Below are 19611 nucleotides of genomic sequence, written 5' to 3' on the forward strand. Positions count from 1 at the left end.
ACAACAATATAACTTCATTATTAATGGTTTTTGATATAGATATGATTAAGTCGTTATATGCTGAGTTTCCTCAGCGTATAGCTGCCGCCAGAAAAGTTGTGGGAAAGCCACTTACTCTAACAGAGAAAATCCTTTATGCTCATCTCTCAGAGGGCACACCCACTAAAGGACATGAAAGAGGCGTATCTTATGTTGATTTCAAACCCGATAGGGTAGCCATGCAGGATGCAACGGCCCAAATGGCATTGTTGCAGTTTATGCAAGCAGGCAAATCTAAGGTAGCGGTACCATCGACTGTCCATTGTGATCACCTTATTCAGGCAGAAATCGGTGCTTCTATAGATTTAGCGAAAGCGAAAGATAAAAACAAGGAAGTATATGATTTCCTTTCTTCTGTTTCCAACAAATATGGTCTTGGTTTCTGGAAACCTGGCGCAGGTATCATCCACCAGGTAGTTTTGGAAAATTATGCCTTCCCTGGAGGTATGATGATCGGAACAGATTCTCATACACCTAATGCAGGTGGTTTGGGAATGGTAGCCATAGGCGTAGGTGGAGCAGATGCTTGTGACGTTATGGCTGGTCTTCCTTGGGAACTCAAATTCCCTAAATTGATCGGTATTAAGTTAACCGGTAAATTATCTGGTTGGACTTCCGCTAAAGATGTAATCCTTAAAGTAGCTGGAATCCTTACAGTAAAAGGTGGTACAGGTAGTATTGTAGAATATTTCGGAGAAGGAGCTCGCTCTTTATCTGCTACAGGAAAAGGAACAATCTGTAACATGGGTGCTGAAATCGGAGCAACTACTTCCATCTTTGGTTATGACGAAAAATCAGAAGCCTATTTGAGAGGTACTTCCAGAGCTGAAATTGCAGACCTAGCTAACGGTATAAAAGAATATTTGACAGGTGATGAAGAAGTTTATGCTTCTCCAGAAAAATACTTTGACGAAGTAATTGAACTCAATCTTTCTGAGTTGGAACCACATATCAATGGTCCATTTACTCCTGATTTAGCATGGCCGCTTTCTAAATTTGCAGCAGCTGTAAAAGAAAACAATTGGCCAGAAAAACTGGAAGTTGGACTAATCGGTTCTTGTACCAACTCTTCTTACGAAGATATTTCAAGAGCTGCATCTCTAGCCCAACAGGCAGTAGATAAAAAATTAAAAGCCAAATCTGAATACACCATCACTCCAGGTTCTGAACAAGTAAGGTTCACCGTAGATAGAGATGGATTCCTCCAAATTTTTGAAAATATGGGTGGAGTAGTTTTGGCTAACGCTTGTGGTCCTTGTATAGGCCAATGGGCAAGACATGGTGCTGAAAAACAAGAGAAAAACTCCATCATTACCTCTTTTAACAGAAACTTTGCTAAAAGAGCTGATGGAAATCCAAATACCCATTCCTTTGTAGCTTCTCCTGAAGTGGTTACTGCCTTGGCTATTGCTGGAAACCTTACTTTCAACCCAATGACTGACACGCTTACCAATGAAGATGGAGAGCAGGTTAAATTGGACGAACCAGCAGGACTTGAACTTCCTACAAAAGGGTTTGCTGTTGAAGATGCTGGCTATTTAGCTCCTGCAGAAGACGGATCTAAAGTTCAAGTAAAAGTTGCTTCTGATTCAGAAAGACTTCAGCTTTTAGAACCTTTCAAAGCATGGGAAGGAAAAGACCTTACAGGACTTAAGCTTTTGATCAAAGCAAAAGGAAAATGTACTACGGATCATATCTCTATGGCTGGACCGTGGTTGAGATTCCGAGGTCATCTTGACAATATCTCTAACAATCTATTGATTGGCGCAGTTAATTTCTTCAACGAAGCTACCAACAAGGTGAAAAACCAATTGGATGGAAGCTATGGTGAAGTCCCAGCCGTACAACGTCAATACAAGTTGCATAATATCGGTACCGTAGTAGTAGGTGATGAAAACTATGGAGAAGGTTCTTCTAGAGAACACGCTGCTATGGAGCCAAGATTCTTGGGCGTTCGTGCTATAATAGTAAAATCCTTTGCTAGGATTCACGAAACAAACTTGAAAAAACAAGGTATGTTAGGCTTAACTTTCGCTAATCCTCAGGATTACGATTTGATTCAGGAAGATGATAACATTGATATTGTTGGACTGGAAAGTTTTGCTCCAGGCAAACCATTGGCAGTTGTTCTTCACCACAGCGATGGAAGTGAAGACAAAATAACTGTTAATCATACATACAATGAAGGCCAAATTGAATGGTTCAAAGCTGGTTCAGCATTGAATCTTGTAAAAGAAGGTCTCATATAACACGAGAGCTGCAATAATTATTGCAGCTCCTGAGTTAAATAATCCACTTTTTCTGGCTATAATTAGTCAGCTTTATGTTCATAATAAAGAAAAGGCTACAATTAATTTTGTAGCCTTTTCCATTTCATTTTATAAGAAGTTTGCCCAACCATTTTTAGGCTATTGGCTTTTATTCCAGAATCAATGATAATGGCAAAAAGTAGTTAATCCATAAAGAAGTTATGGATTAGGGCTTATTTATTCCTGAGCAGAATCTGTATTTAATTTAAGAAGGTACTCCGAAAGCAATGGCATTTCAGGGTCTGCTTTGTACGCATCGTTTATAAACTTACTTGCCAAATCCATCTCACCTTCCATGAAATAATAGATCCCTTTATTTCTAATGGCATAGTAATTTTTCGAGTTTTGTTTTAAGCTAAAATTGATATCCCCCAGGCCACCTTCCATATCCTTTAGATAAAGCTTGTAAAGGCCTCTATTGTTGTAATAGTACGATTGGTCCTTGTCTAGTCGTATCGCTTCGTTTACGGATTCAAGCGCCTTTTGATAGGCCCCATTTTCAAAATGAACCAAAGACCAAAGGTTATGTAATTTGCTCTCAGTAGCATCTAGCTCCGAAGCTTTTTCTAGTGCTGAAAGGGCAGCATCCAAATCACCCATATAATAATGCACAGTAGCACTATTAATGTACAATTCCGCATTGTCAGGAGTGATTTGTATAGCCTGATCAAAAGCACTAAGCGCTTCCTTGTAAGATTTCATTTCGGTATTCACCAATCCACGGATAAAATAAGCCTGTCCGTCTTGATTATTTATTTGAAGCAATGTTTCTATATCCTCCAAGGCCTTATAATTTTCCCCAAAATCAAGATGAGCCATGGCCCTTTGGCGCAGAGCGGGAACATAGGAATTATCAATGTTGATGGCCTCAGAATAGTCCGCAATGGCCTCTATCAATTTGGCTTGCTGGTATTTGGCCATACCACGATTAAAGTAGGCATCCTTAAACTTCGGATCAATTGCCAATGCCTCATCATAATAGGTAATTGCCCCCTTGAGATTTCCTTCCTTTAATTCATTGTTTCCTTTTAATAAAAACCTTCCTTTTTTGTCTTCTTTTGATGTGCAGGAAATCGCAATAGTTAGTATGAGGCAAAAGCTTAACCTAAATAATTTATTCTTCTTCATCTAATTTATAATTTACTTTTATCAATCCCCTCTTTCAATATTGGTCAGTAAGGCTTATTACATTAATGCATTAAGGGCAGAAAGAAATCTTCTGAACCTATTCAATAGTAGTGCAAGGCACTATTATTGATGTCAAATTAATAATTTAAACCCCTTGGGATGTTCTATTAAATCCAGTTTTAAATTGAGAACTCCCCTCTTCCTTCAAAGGTAATAACAAACTACTTCGTACAATAATCAAACACTGAATATGGTATAATCAATTCCTAATAAATGATAAATCACTTTGGAGACAAGAGTTAAATGCATTCTTATTGTCCATCTTTTAACTCAGATTGTGTAATAGGATTTCTCCGCCCTAACAAAAATCAGGGGTAAAGCCTGTTCCATATTTACGGGAAGCGTTGCAAAAGCATCTAAATCAGGCTGTTTGGAGATTTTAGTAGGTAATTGATTGTCTATTGCAAATTTCGGGCTTAATCATAAGTGAAAAAACAGGCAATCAATGTGATTTTTGAATATTTACCTGTTAGGTTTTCCACAATTGGTACAGATATTGATTATAGTTACATAATTATTATAAGTTTTAATAATTTTTCACTAAAACCAACATATTATGTCAACCAATTTAAAATTAAAAGGAAACTGGAACGAGTTAAAAGGTAAACTTAAAGCGAAATACGGTGAATTAACCGATGATGACTTAGTTTATACCGAAGGGCAAGAAGACCAATTGTTAGGCAAACTTCAGAAAAAAACGGGTGAAACTAAGGAGAATCTTGAAAAGATTCTATTCTCAGAATAACCTATATTATAATAACTTAAGCCCGATGATTCCTTCATCGGGCTTTTTTTGCTTTTTTTTAAGATAGATTTTGCTTGGCTTAATTTACTTTTCATGATTTTATTCAGATGCCAGATGATAATCTTATAACTACTCCATTATCAAACCCTTATTACTAATTATTCTACCTACCTCACCCAGCCTTCTAAATTGAAAAGGAATGGCTAAAATGAGATTTAGGTTAATGCTTAAGTGGGCTACATGATCAGACAATTTCCCATTTGGTTCGGGAAGGATATCCCCAAACTATCCCTACTATTCCAAAATCTAAATCTGGTTTCAAGTTTTTTGAGGCTGAATTTTTCCTGAAGACTGGAAAATAAATCACCTTCTAAAAAATAGTATCACTTTTACACATAATAATAATAGCAAAATTTACAGATCAATAATAAATTTGAATAAATAGGACAGTTTTTATAACATATAAAATCACTGCGCTTGTTTAGGTATAAATAATACAATCAACCAAAGACAATTGAACGGTAAAAACAATTCTTCAACCTTTGAAATAGGAGTAGTAGGGCTTGGATTAATGGGAACAAGTATCATTGTATCTCTTTTAGTTAGTGGACACCCCGTTATCGGTATTGCACCACTTCCCTCTGATATGGATGGGGCCTTGGACCGGATACAATCCCAAATGAATCATGCAGATGAAGCAGGTCTTTTAAGTGAAAATGTAGACTATTACCTAAAAAGACTTCATCTTACTGAGGATTACTCTAAATTAAAGTCTTGTAGTTTGGTACAGGAATGTGTCACTGAAGTAATTGAGATTAAAACGGAAGTTTACTTAAAAATAAGTCAAAATACCGAGTCCACTGCCGTCATAGCTACCAACACTTCAGCTATTCCAATTAGCGTTTTGCAGGAAAATGTTAATCTGCCTTCTAGGTTTATTGGCATTCATTGGGCAGAACCGGCCTATATGACACGCTTTTTAGAAGTTACTAAAGGCGCCCTTACAGATGAAAAAATAGCCAATAGGGTACTTTCATTGGCCCGTACCTGGAACAAAGAGCCTACCTACCTAAAAAAAGACTTACGAGGCTTTGTTACAAATCGAATGCTCTATGCAGTTTACCGTGAAATGTTTGCTATTTTAGAAAATGGCGAAGCTTCGATGGATGATTTAGATAAGGCCTTTAGGTATGATCCAGGCTCATGGATGACCTATATGGGATTGTTTAAAAGAATGGACCAATTGGGCCTTTCAGATTTTAAAGAGATATTTGAGAATATATTTCCTCAATTGGACAATTCTCAAACCGTCCCTACTACAATGCAAGCGGTCGTAAAAGTACAAGGAAAAGGAATAAACAACGGTAAAGGTTTGTACAATTATACTAAAGAAGAAGCAATAAAGTGGGAAGAGGCCTTTAAGGACTTTAATCACGAAATTTTCCATTTGGCTGCACAATATCCAGAAATTAATACATAGAAAAATGAGTAACGAAAAGTACCAGAAATCCGCAGACTTATTGGCCAGAGCAAAAAATGTTTTGGCAGGAGGAGTTTCCTCTGAGTTTAGAAAATACAATCATCCCCATGCATTGTTTTACAGCCATGGAAGTGGTAGTCGTATTTATGATGTAGATGGAAATGAATATAGGGACTTTACCTTAAGTCAAGGGCCTTTGATTTTAGGACATTCACATCCTGAAGTTTTAAAAGCTGTTCATGATTATTCTGCAAAAGGCCAATTGTTTGCAGGCCAACATATGATGGAACTTGAATTGGCGGAGAAATTACAGGAGCTCATTCCATCAGCAGAGATGATGCGTTTTTGTCTGGATGGATCAGAAGCAGTTCAAACAGCCTTCAGGGTGGCACGATCAAAAACAGGAAAAAGCAAATTCCTTAGATTTGAAGGTCATTACCATGGTTGGTTGGACAATGTTTGCTATGGTATTTCTACGCCTTCTCCAGAAGCATTAGGACCTAGAAACGCCCCAAGTCCAAACGCATGGAGCCAAGGCCTACCACCTGATTCAATCAACGAATTCCACCTTCTTCCTTGGAATGATTTGGAATTGGTGAAAGCCAAATTGGAGGAAAGTCATCATGAAATCGCTGCCATAATCACAGAACCTATCATGTGTAACAATGGGTGTATTGTGCCCAATGAAGGTTATCTGAAAGGCTTAAGGGCCTTGTGCGATGAATACAACGTTGCACTGATTTTTGATGAGGTAATTACAGGTTTTAGAATTGGTCTTGGAGGTGCTCAGACTTATTTCGGCATCACTCCGGATATGTCCATTTTCGCTAAAGCAATTGGAAGTGGATACCCAATCAGTGCCATTGTAGGTAAAAAAGAATGGATGGAAGAAATCTCTTCAGCGAGAGTAATCCATGCAGGTACCATGAATACGGCCAACCCAACAGTTGCTGCTGCCATGGCTACAGTCTCGGTTTTGGAAAGAGAAAATCCTTATGCCAAAATGTTTGATTTAGGCGATCAGTTACGCAATGGATTGAGAGACCTTGCCAAAAAAACCGGGCATAATATGATTGTCTCTGGAATCGGCCCTATCATCCACACAGGGTTTTCTGATGGAGATGGTCTGAACGAGTTTAGAGATGTATTAAAATTAGACAAAGCCAAATTGGGTCAATTTATTTCCGGCTTGCATGATGATGGCGTTCGCGTAATTGGTAGAGGACTATGGTATTTATCTGCCGTACATACTGAAGAGGACATTCTTCATGCCCTTAAAAGTGTAGAGAAGGTATTGGCTAAGATGAATGAAAAGTAAAATGACCCCATCAGAAATTAACATCTGTTTAGTGGGTGATGGAAAAGACCTTTCCGGAATTGCCTTGTGTTTGGGCAATTCCGGACATAAGGTTTCCCTTATTGCTAATGAAATACCAAAAACTGCTTTATCAAAAGACCTCGAGGCCCATGCCATGGTTAATATTGAACCAGACTGGACAGCCTTACAAACAGCATCCATAATAATTGTCAATACCTCTGAAAATATCGAGCTAAAAAAAGACTTCCTAAATAAAATAGCTCAAAATGCTACAAAGGACACCCTGATCGCTATAAACATGGAAAGCTATCCTTTGGAAAATTTTCAGGAAGGCTTCTCTAATCCTGAGCGTTTGATTGGACTCAACTGGGTATATCCTGCGCACCAAACTTTTTTTCTTGAGCTAATTATTACAGATATAACAAATACAGAAGCAGTAGAAGAATTGATGATATTAGCCCGCGAACAGTGGGGTAAAGACCCTTACTTATTGAAAAATGGTAAAGGAATACGAAGTAGATTGCTGGCTGCTATGGCTAGAGAGTCTTTTTATCTCATAGATAAGGGTTATGTGGACCCTATAGACATTGACAGGGCTTGTCGGAATGACCCTGGTTATTATTTGCCTTTTGCTGGCAATTTCAGGTACATGGATTTAATGGGAACCTTTATTTATGGACTGGTAATGAAAGACCTCAACCCGGAGCTATCACAAAAAAAATCACCTTCTATGTTGATGGATTCAAAGTTAAATGCAGGCAAGACCGGACTGGAAAGTGGTGAAGGATTTTATTCCTATTCAGAAAATGAAGTTGAGACTTTTGAAAAAGATTTCTTAAAATTCAATAAGAAAATTAAAGCACTTATGGAGAAGTATCCCTTTGAGGATCAAAATGACAAGCAACAAAACACTCCATAAGGAAAAGAAGCAGACTTATGAAAAAACAAAAGAGCAAAAAGCAGTTTGACCAGGATGGTTACCTGTACTTCCCAGGGTTTTTAGACAAGATTGAAACCAACCAAATTAAGTCCAGGTTGGATAAAATTGTAGAGGAAGGATTGCAGGACATCCCTACAGGACACATCAAATTCGAGAATACAGAAAATAAGCAAGGGGTAAAAATGATTCAGGATCTCCACTTATATGATCCTTTATTCAAAAACATTCTCTTTGAAAGTAAATTTTCAGCCCTGGCTGCTGAGCTACTGGGTGAAAAAGTAGTAGGTAAGACAGTGGAATTTTTTAATAAGCCTGCCAAAATCGGAAAAGCAACTCCTCCTCATCAAGACGGGTATTATTTTATGCTGAATCCCATGTCAGCTGTCACCTTCTGGATTTCCCTAGAGGAAGTGGATAAAGACAATGGTTGGGTGAGCTATGTCAAAGGTTCTCATTTGAATGGTGTGAGAACACATAGAAAATCCGGAACCATAGGCTTTTCTCAGGAAATCGTAGATTTTGGAACACCTTCGGATCTAGAAAATGAAGAGTTTATAGCAACAAATCCTGGAGATGTATTGGTTCATCATGCCCTTACTATCCACCGAGCAGCACCAAACACCAGTATAAATAGAAGTAGGAAAGCCTTAGGACTGATTTATTTTGGAGAATCCGCCAAAGAAGACCTCATTGCCAAAAAAGCTTACATAGCCTCCTTAAACAAATAATATCAATGTATCACTCCTTAAGAATATTTGCTTATTTAAGCTTCCTTTTAATCACTTCGATGGTCCTCTTTTCTTGTGGAGAAAAAAACAATATGCTCTCAGAAGAGGATAAAAATCTTTCTTATGAGGTGCTGAACAAGGTGATGCAGGAGGAAGAACAATGGGTGAAAGTTCATGCTGCCGAGTATAAATTACAAGTAGGGCTACCTGAGGGGGTGTACGATACATTTTTAAAGCAACTTGCTTTGTATGAAAATCAGGCTCCCTATAGAATTGGCATCTGGAGAGTATTGGCTAAATCTGCTCCTACAGAAGCTGAAAGACAGCAATACATAGACAAAATCATAGCCGTATTTAACGATACAGAAGCCAGCGACAGAATACATGCAGCAGAAACCTTAGCCAAGTTGGGCGTCCCCGTCAGTACTTTAGCCAAAGCTACCACGGACAAAATCCTTAAAGGAGAAAAAGGAAGTCTTTGGGTATATACCCTTTGGGCCAGTATGCAAGGCCAAGAAAAATCTAACAACCCAATGCTAGAAGCCTTGCTATTAGGCATCGAAGAGGAAATCCCTAGACTACAAGCTGCCTATGCCCTGAAAATTGAAGGAAATATTTCAGAAGAAAGATGGGAATCCCTTGCGACAATGGCACTCGATGAACCCAGTTCTTCCATTGCAAAAATTCACCTGCTTACTGCCGCTTACTATTGGGCAGGACCTGAACATCAAAAGTCTGAGTCCTATAAAAAAATTGAAGATTTAATATTTGCCCTACAGCAGTCCGATAATAAAGGCGATAGAATGGCATTGGCATTAACGATCGCACATAAGGGGGATTGGTCCCATCAATCCATATTGCTAGGGTACCTACGTAACGACAATCCCATTGGTACTGAGATTAATGCTGAAACCAAAGCTTCAAATGCCGATGTGATGGCAACTGCAGCTTTTGCCTTGCTTCACATGGAGCAAACAACCCACCAATTGTCCACCATAGATTGGGCTATCGTTCTGATCTATATGCTTGGAATGATGGTAATTGGATACATCTTCTCAAAGAAAAATAAAAATGAAAAGGATTTTTTATTAGGCGGTGGCAAGATGAATCCTATAGCTGTAGGTTTATCGCTTTTTGCTACTTTGCTAAGTTCATTAAGTTACCTGTCTTCCCCTGGAGAGATGATCAAATATGGCCCTGTCATTTTCTCAGGCGTATTGGCTTTTCCTCTTATCTATTATATAGTTGGTTGGTTTCTGATTCCACGCTTTATGAAACTAAAAGTGACCTCTGCCTATGAAATTCTAGAGATCAATTTGGGGGTAAGCATACGTTTATTGGCTACCTTTTTCTTTTTATCCCTGCGTTTCCTATGGATGGGCACCATTATTTTCATCACTGTAAATACAGCAATCATTTCAATTTTTGGCTTTGAAGACAGTACCTCCAACATTATCTGGATAAGTTTTATTTTAATTGGCGTAACCATTATTTATACCACCATGGGTGGTTTGAAGGCTGTGGTATTTACAGATGTGATTCAATCTTGCGTTTTGCTGGGAGGAGCCTTGCTAACCATTGTTTTGATAAGTGTTTATTTTGGTTCAGCTACTTCATGGATACCGACACATTGGCTGGATCATTGGGGTGAATACAAATGGGGTATAGATGCCAGGGAACGTTTAAGCATAGGGAACGCCTTACTGATGACAGTTATTTGGTATGTGGCTTCATCGGGTTCTGACCAAATGTCCATTCAGCGTTTTCTTGCAACGGAAAATATTCAAACAGCCAGAAAAACCTTTGCCGTTTCATTGATCACCTCCTTTGTAGCTCAATTCCTTTTGGGACTCGTTGGCCTTGCTGTGCTGGCCTACTTCTTGGACAATCCACAATTCCTTGCTGCCGGAGAGTCGGTATCCACCCATGCTGACATTTTATTTCCAAAGTTCATACTTGTAGGTCTACCCATAGGTATTTCAGGCTTAGTGGCTGCCGGAATTCTTGCTGCAGCCATGTCTAGCTTGTCCTCTGGATTAAGTGCAACCTCCTCTGTCATCTCAGAAGACCTCATCAAAAGATTTTCAAGGAAATCAAAACCAAAAAAGGTAGACCAGCTGAAAAGAATACGAATGCTTTCTTTATTTGTTGGAATCTTTACCCTTGCTTTAAGCCTGTTAATTAGTGAGGTTGAAGGAAATCTTTATGATGTAATCGTCAAAGTGGTAAACCTATTCGTCTCTCCTCTATTTGTTCTGTTTTTCATGGCACTATTTATTCCATTTGCAACAGCCAGAGGAGTATTCCTTGGAGGTTTGGTGAGTATTGGCATTGCTATAGCCATCGCCTTTTATAAATTTATGGACATAGAAGTACTCTTTATTACCCCTGCTTCCCTTTTCTCAGGTATAGCAGCAGGCATAGTATTCAGTTATATTGACCATAAATTTTTAGGGAATCAAGATACCATGCAGAAAAGAAGTGAGAAAATAATGGGAAAATGAAAGTCATAAGACAAGGAGTACTACCAAGGATAGGTGAACTTAGTTACTTAAAGAGTAACACCTTCCCTAATATTGCATTGCTTCCTTCTGGAAGAATACTGGCCGGATACAGGGCAGGAGAAATTAAAACAGACCCCGTACATCAAAAAGCTTTATTGACCTGGTCAGATGATGGAGGACTGACCTGGAGAGAAGCCTTTGAACCTTTCCAGCTCAAACCCATAGATGGAAAGCCAGGCAGGGCACATTCCTTGTATTTATTACCATTAGACGGAGAAAATGTACTACTAGTAGCCAATTGGGTGGATCACTCAGAGCCCAATCAACCCTTTTACGAACCATCCAATCAACACCTAAAGGATACACGGATTTTTCATTGTCTATCTCAAGACAATGGTGCTACCTGGAGCGAGCCAAAATTTATGGACACTTCCAAAGCCAATGGACCTACTCCATTAACAGGAGCTCCACTTATGCTGGCAGACGGTAGGATTGCCTGCCAATTTGAGATCAATAAATATGCACAGGATCCTAAACCTTGGATACATAGGTCTGCACTTATTTTTTCCAGAGACCTTGGGAAAACTTGGGGAGAAATGATTGAAGTAACCAACTATCCTCAGAAATTCTTTTGGGACCAACGCCCTGCTGTGATGAAGGAATCGGGCAAACTGATCAACTTCTTTTGGACTTTTGATGGGGTTAGCCAGTCTTATAAAAACATTCATGCTTCCCTATCCTCAGACTTCGGTAATAGCTGGTCCCTACCCTATGACACTGGCATCTATGGACAACCCGGTAGCCCGGTGGACATGGGGGAAAAAGGTATATTCACCATTGATATTGATCGAAGAAAAGCCCCAGTCATCACTATCAGGAACAGCCATGATGATGGAAAATCTTACCCAAAATCCTTTCCCTTGTACAAGCAACCTGGAAAAGGGCAAGACAGTGAAAACATGGAATTAAATCAGGCCTGGGATGAAATGTATCGTTTTACTACAGGTCATCCCCATCTGCTAAAAATTAGTGCGGATAAATTATGGGCCTATTTTTATACAGGAAGTAGTACGGACAACACCTCTATTCATTGGATGGAATTTCAAATATGACCCTAGCCCAAAATAACAAACCCTGGCAATTACGCTCTGAAGACTTGTCTGCAATAGAAGCACTGGACTCTTTTATTACTGAGAAGTTCTTTGACATTCATGCCCATTGGTATAGGAAAGCTGACCTAAATGCTCCTGAGAATAGTTTTTGGAACAGTGGCCCGGAGATAGCTGGTTATGGGCAGTGGGAAGATTATACCCAACAATTGCTTCCAAAAGCTTCCCTCCTGGGTGGCTTGTTTTTCCCTGCCCCCTTGCCTAAGGTTAATTTATCCGCCGCCAATCAATTCCTGTTTGATGAACTGGAAAAGTCAACCTTATCCAGAGGATTGATACTGGTGAAACCGGAAACCTCCCAAAAAGAATTGGAGCTGGGGCTTTCACATGCCAAAGTAGTCGGATTCAAACCCTACCATGTGTATGGTACCGAAACTCCAACTTCTCAGTCGGGCATAACAGGATTTTTACCAGAACCTATCTGGGCTACGGCGCATGAACACGGAGCAGTAATCATGTTGCACATCATGAAGGACAAGGCCTTGCTTGATCCTAAAAACTGCGAAGACATTCAAAGACTCTGTTTGAAATACCCCAATGTAAAATTGATTCTGGCGCATTGTGGGAGAAGTTTTCATGCCTTGCATGCTGAAGGGGCAAAATTCCTGAACAGCATTCCTAATATTTGGTTTGACATGTCAGGGATCTGTGAAATGCAGGCAATATTACCCATATTGAAATACTTCGGTCCGGAAAAATTAATGTTTGGTACTGACTTCCCGGTCTCACAAATCCGAGGAAAATGTATAAGTATAGGCAATGGTTTTATTTGGTTGGATGAAAACAATTGCAATTGGGACCAAGCATGGGGCAAACCTACCTTGGTAGGTTTAGAGTCCCTCAACGCCTTGAAGGAAGCTGCGAATAATTTTGGCCTAGATAAATCGGATCTGGGTTTAATATTTTGGGGAAATGCCATGCATTTACTCGGGCTAAATGAGCATTCGCCAACAACTAATCAAGCTTATTACAAACATGCAAAAACCAGAATCCCCGGAGGTACCCAGCTACTAAGCAAAAGACCTGAAAACATGGCGCCCAATCATTGGCCACCCTATTTCAAAAAAGCTTCAGGATGTGAGATTTGGGATTTGGATGGGAAACACTTTTATGACTTCTCCACCAATGCCGTGGGTTCTTGTATTTTGGGTTATGCCCACCCTGAAATAAATAAGGCCATAATTAAAAAAGTAAACCTAGGGAATATGTGTTCGCTCAACCCTCCTGAGGAGGTAGCATTGGCAGACAAACTCTGTGCTATTCATCCTTGGGCAGATCAAGCCAGGTTTGTCAGAGGCGGTGGAGAAGCCTGTGCAGTGGCAGTAAGAATCGCGAGAGCAACTATCGGCAGGGATAAAATCGCCCTTTGTGGTTACCATGGCTGGCAGGACTGGTACCTAGCCGCGAACCTGGGAGAAAATGATGCCCTCAAAGGCCATTTATTACCCGGATTAAGTCCCGAAGGTGTTCCTGATGCGCTGAGAAATACAACTTTCCCGTTCAAATACAATGACCTGGAGGCCTTTCAGGAAATCATAGACCAACAACCGGACCTGGCAGCAGTGATAATGGAACCTTGCAGGTATGAAAATCCTGCTCCAGGTTTTTTGGAAGCCATCAGGTCCATCACCAAGAAACATGGAATCTTGCTGATCATGGACGAGATTACAGTGGGTTGGCGTTTGCATTTTGGTGGCATGCATTTGAAGTATGGCATTGAACCCGACATGGCTGTTTTTGCCAAAGCTTTAGGAAATGGGTGTCCCATTGGGGCAGTTATAGGAAGCAAGGCTGCCATGGAAGGAGCTCAGCGATCCTTTATCAGTAGCACTTATTGGACAGAGAGTTTGGGTTCAGTAGCCGCATTGGCCACCATTGCTGAAATGGAGAAGCAGGATGTCCAAAAGGCCATTGAGCATTCTGGCCAACAAGTTCAGGGAATCTTGCAAACAACCGCTACTAGTGAAAACCTTCCCCTACAAGTCAAAGGCTTCCCTGCTTTGACAAGCTTTAGTTTTGACCATCCTGAAAGTGAAATGTTAAGAACCATCTTTACCCAACAGATGCTTTCCAAAGGCTTTCTTGCAGGCACTTCCTTTTACCCTACGCTTGCCCACAATGAAAAAATCATCGCTGCCTACAAACAGGCCTTGGCAGAAACCTTTGGAAGCTTAAGTCAGGTCATAAAAGAGAACAGTTTTGAAAAATGGCCCAAAGAAGAAAAGGCCCATAGTGGTTTTTCGCGGCTGTTGTAGGTGGGATTTGCGGAAATGGGAATTTATGGCTGAATGGCTGAAGTTGAAATGGGCTGACTCAATTGAAAGTTAGTAACGAACCCATCAATCCTGAAAGTACAAAATCCCTCCGCCGCGGCGGAGGGACCAAGGGGGATTTTTCACGTAAACATTTTATAGTTTAAGCTTATGATAATTGGACAGCCCATAGAAATACAAAAATAATTCCCGAACTTTAGCTTTAATCCAAACCCAAAAACAATGAAAAAAACAAACATTCTACTAACCGCTCTTTTTCTTCTTATTGGAATGGCGAGTAGCCATGCCCAAACTACCATGGAAGAGTTTCTGGCCAAATGGGAAAACAGCAAGGCTTTTACCCTTGAAGCCATTGATAAAATGCCTGATGACAAGTTAGACGATAAACTCCATGAATCTGCCATGTCTTTCAGGGAGCAAATCACACACATAGGTGCTGCTGCAGCCAATATCTCAAAGGGATTTTTGCTAGGTGGTGAAATGGATTTCGATCCTTCTGCAAAGCCTCAAACCAAAGCAGAGATGAAAGAATTTATCAATAATGCTTATGACTATGGTAAAAAGACCATTGCTTCCCTTTCCGAAGCACAATTATCCGAAAAAATAGATTCTTTTGCCGGAAAAATCACCCGTAGACAAATGGTAGGATTGCTGGATGACCATACTACTCACCATAGAGGTGCAGCCATAGCTTATATAAGGGCGCAAGGCATTGACCCTCCGGGTTATAGAGGTATTTAATTTCTCTAGCGGTGGCTGAGCGGAGCCGAAGCCTTAGGGGTACATACTCAAATTCCTATTCCTTCGGCTCCGCATAGGATCCGGTAATTGGGAGACCTTCTAATGAAATAACACACTGATAAACAGTGATATATCTGTACAAATCCCTCCCGATTTTGATCGGAACAGGCTTTGCCCTCTTGTCAAGGGGGAGTTGCGGAAATGGGAATTTTAGATTGAATGGCTGATTTGATACGGGCTGAATTAATGTAAATCAGTTACGACACTATCATTCCTGAAAGCACAAAAAGCCCTCCGCCGTGGCGGAGGGACAGAGGGGGATTTTTTTCCGTGATATTTTAATCCTTGAGATTCAAACTCATTTGGCATTCTTTAAAAACTTGTCCAAAAAGGCAAAACTCTCAATTCCGTTAATGGTATGTCCATCATTAAAATACGCGATGGTGGTGGCACCTTCCTGTTGAATATTTGCGTAATGCCTTCTGACTTTGGCATATTCATAAGCCACCCATTTGTCTGTACCGACAGCATCCTTATGGCCTCTTTCCACCATAAATGGTCTGGGAGCAATTAAGGCAGCCATTTCAGCATAATTGAATGTATTGGCCAGATTCCACTCAGGAATTTCATACTCTCCGGTAAAAGGATAACTGTTGAAAGCCTCATAATCTGTGCTTGCTACTTTTCGCACCCATTCATTGAAATCACCCGAACAAATAGACAGCGCATAACCTTCAACTAGGGCTGGAACCCGCATGGCTGTTTTACCGCCATAGGACAGGCCATAAAACGCAATTCTCTCCAAATCCACAAAATCCTGCTGACCTAACCAGTCTACAATACGTTGGTGCTGACCTGTAATGATAGAGTAAAGGGACAAGCCCAATGGGTTTGCTTTTCTTTGTAATACCCTAAAATTATCCTTTCCCCAATACAAATTGTGAGGGGCAAATACCACATAGCCCCTGTCTGCCAAGTCTGAAGCAAATCCTTTATAGGGTTTATATGCCCTTTCAGTCTTATCTTTGGTCAAGACATCTTTGGGTAAACCTTCTAAGCCATGCTGGGTAACCACAGCCGGCAAAGGCATTGTTAGGTCTACTCCTTTAGGCACCAGTAAAATCCCCCAGGCAAAAACACCTTCCCAAACATCCAGTTTCACTTCATAGGCTGTCCAACCTTCTGTTTCCGCATAAAATCTCGCTTCTGTATTGTTTGGCACATTCGGATCGGGCAACTTCCCTAATTCTTCCCATAACCTTGCCCTATGGGCTGATTTTATGGCTTTCAAATCTCCAGATTTGCTATCAAGGGTCTGCCAAAAAGTATTGTCCCGAATAGTCTCAGAAGCAGGAATAAGTTGCTGCATATGGTTTTCCATAGCTCTTACAGCCCTTTCTTGCCTGTGTTCAACATTAAGCCAATGACTCGGTAAGCCACTGCTTAATAAAGAAATATTCTTTTCATTTAATTCAGCTTCTATCCCCAAATCCTTCAAAAACACTGACAGGGATTTATCTGATTGCTCACCATTTCCTAAAGCATTGCGTCCCTCAAAAAACCGAAGGTTACTTTTGCCTTTGGGAAGCATTGCTTCTGCCCTTTGCCACTCTGCCTTCACCGAAGAAAGTTCCGGAATTGATAAGACTCCAGGAGCAGCACCAGTCCTTCCGGCTGATGGTGCCGGTGGGCCTGAAGCTTCCGGATACAAAGAATCTTCAATGTTTAACTTTTGCGGCCAACTCATGACCGCCAGCTCGGCATCCCCAAATTTTTTCAATAAGCCAAAGACATTTCTATAAATAGGTTCATTCCATATATCTTCTCTTTGGTCAAAATAACCACTTACCAAGGATGCGGAAATCCTGGGATCCAAGGCCGCCGCAAAAAGGGACAGCATCCCTCCTTCTCCATGCCCGGCCACACCGATTTTCAGTGGTTTTCCCATCTGTTCATTTTTTGCTTGGAACCAATCTACTGCTGCCAATACTTTTTGCAATTCATAGCCTATCACATGCCTGCCCAGAATAAAGCCCTGTCTGTAAATGTACTCTCTATGGGTTTGGTTGGTGAATTTTCCTTGTATGGTACTTCCTGAATAAGTGTCTTTTCGGTTAAGTAAAACAGGAACCAGCACCTCAACATCATTTCTTGCCATATGTGCAGCCCTACCAAAACCTGGTTCACCTTCCCCTGTCATACCCGCGACAACCTCTGGCGATGTGGCTGCATCTGGAACATAGACTACCCTGGCTTTGGTCTCCCCTTTGGGGCTGATCAACAAACCTTCAGCATAAAAATCGCCAAACACTCCGTCAAATACCCGCCATTTTACTGCAGAGATGGTGTATTTTTCATTCTCGAAAGTATAGGGTTCAAGCACTCCACTTTCCTGGTAGCTCATAAAAGGAATGGATCTCTCGTCTATAAGCCCTAGAATCTGCTGTAATTCTTGTCTTTGGGAGGCAATTGATTGATTGAAAGCTGCAGGACTTGTAAAATCCCTTTGCCAAAAATCATTTCTTGTTGCCTTGCTTTCCTGAAGGGCCTGGTCCAAAAAATCCCCTACTCCCTTCATCATGGTATTGGGCAAGTCAAATTTCTCGTCCAACAAACGCGCCTGAAAAGGGAATTCATGTTCAGTTTGGCCCAAACTTTCCCCAAAGACTCCTGTCATCATCAATAAAATAACAAGCCAAATCCTACTCCTTGAAAAGCAAATTACATGCATCTTTCTATTCGATTATGTTTAAACCTCTGGGGTTATTCCGTTATTTTATTTCCATGTCCACCAATGGATTGAATGGGTTCAAAAGAACTGTCATTTGGGTTTAAGGATGTAATCATGCATCCCGAAACCTTGCTATCTGTAACATTGTCCAACAAGAGTCCCACCTTTTCACAACTCAGTAGGCTACAATTCCCAATATTTATACGCTTTGAATCACGCACAACAAGACCTGGGCTGTCCTTGGAACCATAAACCTGCACCCCTGTGAAGATACAATCCTCACTATTGGTGACCAATAACTTATTGGACGGAAGCGTACCGGAAGGATAATTGGCATTGGCATCAAATAAATTTGATCCAAACACTACATTGCTACAGCCCTCCATCAATAAGCCGTAATCATAGCCTTGCCAAATGGTATTGCCGGTAACTACCACTCCCCTGCAATATTGCAAGTCAATATTTACCATCACATCACTCAACACATTTCCGGTGATGGTTACATTTCCCCAGCGCTCTTTTTCACTGCCAATTCCCGATTGATCTTTTCCAATAATTCGAATATTTGTTGAATTGGGCGCATTGCGGTTATGCTGAATGGTACAACCCGTAATGGCTACTTCTGCTGTTCCAACTGCACTACCTGAGCAATCAATCAGCACATTCGCAGTTGGGGCTTTGTCTGAACCCATATTGCTTTCTATGTCACAGCCTGTAATGTGTATATTCCTGATATTGCCCCCTTTGGTGACAATTCCACCTTCCTTGTTATAACTGATATGACTTCCCGTAATATTGGATTGGTGCAAATTGACTCCATCATAAAAGACGCCAATGCCATGGTTTTCGTAAAGGTGACAATCAGCAATGATTAAATTCCTATTGTTTTCCCTCAGATGGATGGCATGAAGGGTATGCCTTACTTGTACCCTTGTGATGGTCAACTGCATGGTGCCTATGGCTTCAATGCCTACAGCCGCTTTATGCTGTCCTTCTATAGACAAACCTTCTACTATAGGCATTCGCTCTGAAGACCAAACCTTCTTTTCAAATCCCTCAGGATCAGCTGAGCCAAAATGAGTCCCTGCAATTTTAAATGCCGGACCGGCACCAGCCATAATCACCTGTGCATCACCATTTCCCCTAATGCTGGCGTAGCCCTTTTTTGCCAGATCAATTAAAATGGTTTTAGAAATCTTATAATGACCTTTTGGGAAAAACAAACGATTCCCTGTTGTGGCAACTGCTTTTTGGATCGCTGCTGTGTCATCTGTTTTGCCATCTCCTTTGGCACCAAAATGCTTTACGTTAATTTCCTCACCCTTTAAGTTAGAAGGAGAGGCAACTGTGGACTTTCCAAACAATTGCTGTGTCCCGGCAAATGAAGCCAATGTTGCAGCTGCTACCGTCAAAAACTTTCTCCTTTTACCGGAATTTATCATATTA

The 19611-nt window shown here is 40.6% G+C and carries 13 protein-coding genes; 10 read left to right on the plus strand and 3 right to left on the minus strand.

Going from position 1 to position 19611, the window contains the following annotated elements:
- The first annotated feature begins 23 nt into the window (after window positions 1–23).
- The gene (locus tag CA2015_RS00495; RefSeq protein WP_048640113.1) at window positions 24–2288 is read left to right on the plus strand and encodes an aconitate hydratase; all 2265 of its coding nucleotides are present in this window, start codon (window positions 24–26) and stop codon (window positions 2286–2288) included.
- A 237-nt stretch (window positions 2289–2525) separates the two neighbouring features.
- On the opposite strand, the gene CA2015_RS00500 is transcribed toward CA2015_RS00495, so the two are convergent.
- The gene (locus tag CA2015_RS00500) at window positions 2526–3476 is read right to left on the minus strand and encodes a tetratricopeptide repeat protein (RefSeq protein WP_048640114.1); all 951 of its coding nucleotides are present in this window, start codon (window positions 3474–3476) and stop codon (window positions 2526–2528) included.
- A 616-nt stretch (window positions 3477–4092) separates the two neighbouring features.
- On the opposite strand from CA2015_RS00500, the gene CA2015_RS00505 reads away from it, so the two are divergent.
- From CA2015_RS00505 to CA2015_RS00545, 9 genes are all read left to right on the plus strand, one after another.
- Window positions 4093–4281, plus strand: coding sequence for a CsbD family protein (locus tag CA2015_RS00505; protein ID WP_048640115.1), 189 nt, complete (start codon window positions 4093–4095; stop codon window positions 4279–4281).
- Window positions 4282–4795: 514 nt separating this feature from the next.
- Window positions 4796–5761, plus strand: a complete 966-nt coding sequence (locus CA2015_RS00510) for a 3-hydroxyacyl-CoA dehydrogenase family protein (RefSeq protein WP_084011567.1) — start codon at window positions 4796–4798, stop codon at window positions 5759–5761.
- Between the two features lie 4 nt (window positions 5762–5765).
- Window positions 5766–7079, plus strand: coding sequence for an aspartate aminotransferase family protein (locus tag CA2015_RS00515; RefSeq protein WP_048640116.1), 1314 nt, complete (start codon window positions 5766–5768; stop codon window positions 7077–7079).
- On the plus strand, window positions 7069–7998 hold the full coding sequence (locus CA2015_RS00520; protein ID WP_240477898.1) for a 3-hydroxyacyl-CoA dehydrogenase family protein: 930 nt from the start codon (window positions 7069–7071) through the stop codon (window positions 7996–7998). The genes CA2015_RS00515 and CA2015_RS00520 overlap by 11 nt, the downstream gene beginning before the upstream one ends.
- Window positions 7999–8015: 17 nt before the next feature.
- The gene (locus tag CA2015_RS00525; RefSeq protein WP_048640117.1) at window positions 8016–8747 is read left to right on the plus strand and encodes a phytanoyl-CoA dioxygenase family protein; all 732 of its coding nucleotides are present in this window, start codon (window positions 8016–8018) and stop codon (window positions 8745–8747) included.
- A gap of 5 nt (window positions 8748–8752) precedes the next feature.
- On the plus strand, window positions 8753–11251 hold the full coding sequence (locus CA2015_RS00530; RefSeq protein WP_048640118.1) for a sodium:solute symporter: 2499 nt from the start codon (window positions 8753–8755) through the stop codon (window positions 11249–11251).
- Window positions 11248–12363 carry a sialidase family protein gene (locus CA2015_RS00535; protein ID WP_048640119.1) on the plus strand — a complete coding sequence of 372 codons (1116 nt, stop codon included), beginning with the start codon at window positions 11248–11250 and terminating at the stop codon, window positions 12361–12363. The genes CA2015_RS00530 and CA2015_RS00535 overlap by 4 nt, the downstream gene beginning before the upstream one ends.
- On the plus strand, window positions 12360–14675 hold the full coding sequence (locus CA2015_RS00540; RefSeq protein ID WP_048640120.1) for an aminotransferase class III-fold pyridoxal phosphate-dependent enzyme: 2316 nt from the start codon (window positions 12360–12362) through the stop codon (window positions 14673–14675). Before CA2015_RS00535 ends, CA2015_RS00540 begins: the two co-directional genes overlap by 4 nt.
- 240 nt (window positions 14676–14915) lie before the next feature.
- Complete coding sequence (locus CA2015_RS00545) at window positions 14916–15434, plus strand: DinB family protein (protein ID WP_048640121.1); 519 nt, start codon at window positions 14916–14918, stop codon at window positions 15432–15434.
- Between the two features lie 358 nt (window positions 15435–15792).
- Here the strand turns inward: CA2015_RS00545 and CA2015_RS00550 are convergent, their stop codons facing one another.
- The gene (locus tag CA2015_RS00550; protein ID WP_157470228.1) at window positions 15793–18165 is read right to left on the minus strand and encodes an alpha/beta hydrolase family protein; all 2373 of its coding nucleotides are present in this window, start codon (window positions 18163–18165) and stop codon (window positions 15793–15795) included.
- Between the two features lie 32 nt (window positions 18166–18197).
- Window positions 18198–19607: a right-handed parallel beta-helix repeat-containing protein gene (locus tag CA2015_RS00555; protein WP_053086625.1), complete on the minus strand. Its 1410-nt coding sequence runs from the start codon at window positions 19605–19607 to the stop codon at window positions 18198–18200.
- Window positions 19608–19611: the final 4 nt, after the last annotated feature.

The sequence above is a fragment of the Cyclobacterium amurskyense genome (genome assembly GCF_001050135.1).
In the GTDB taxonomy this organism is placed as follows: domain Bacteria; phylum Bacteroidota; class Bacteroidia; order Cytophagales; family Cyclobacteriaceae; genus Cyclobacterium; species Cyclobacterium amurskyense.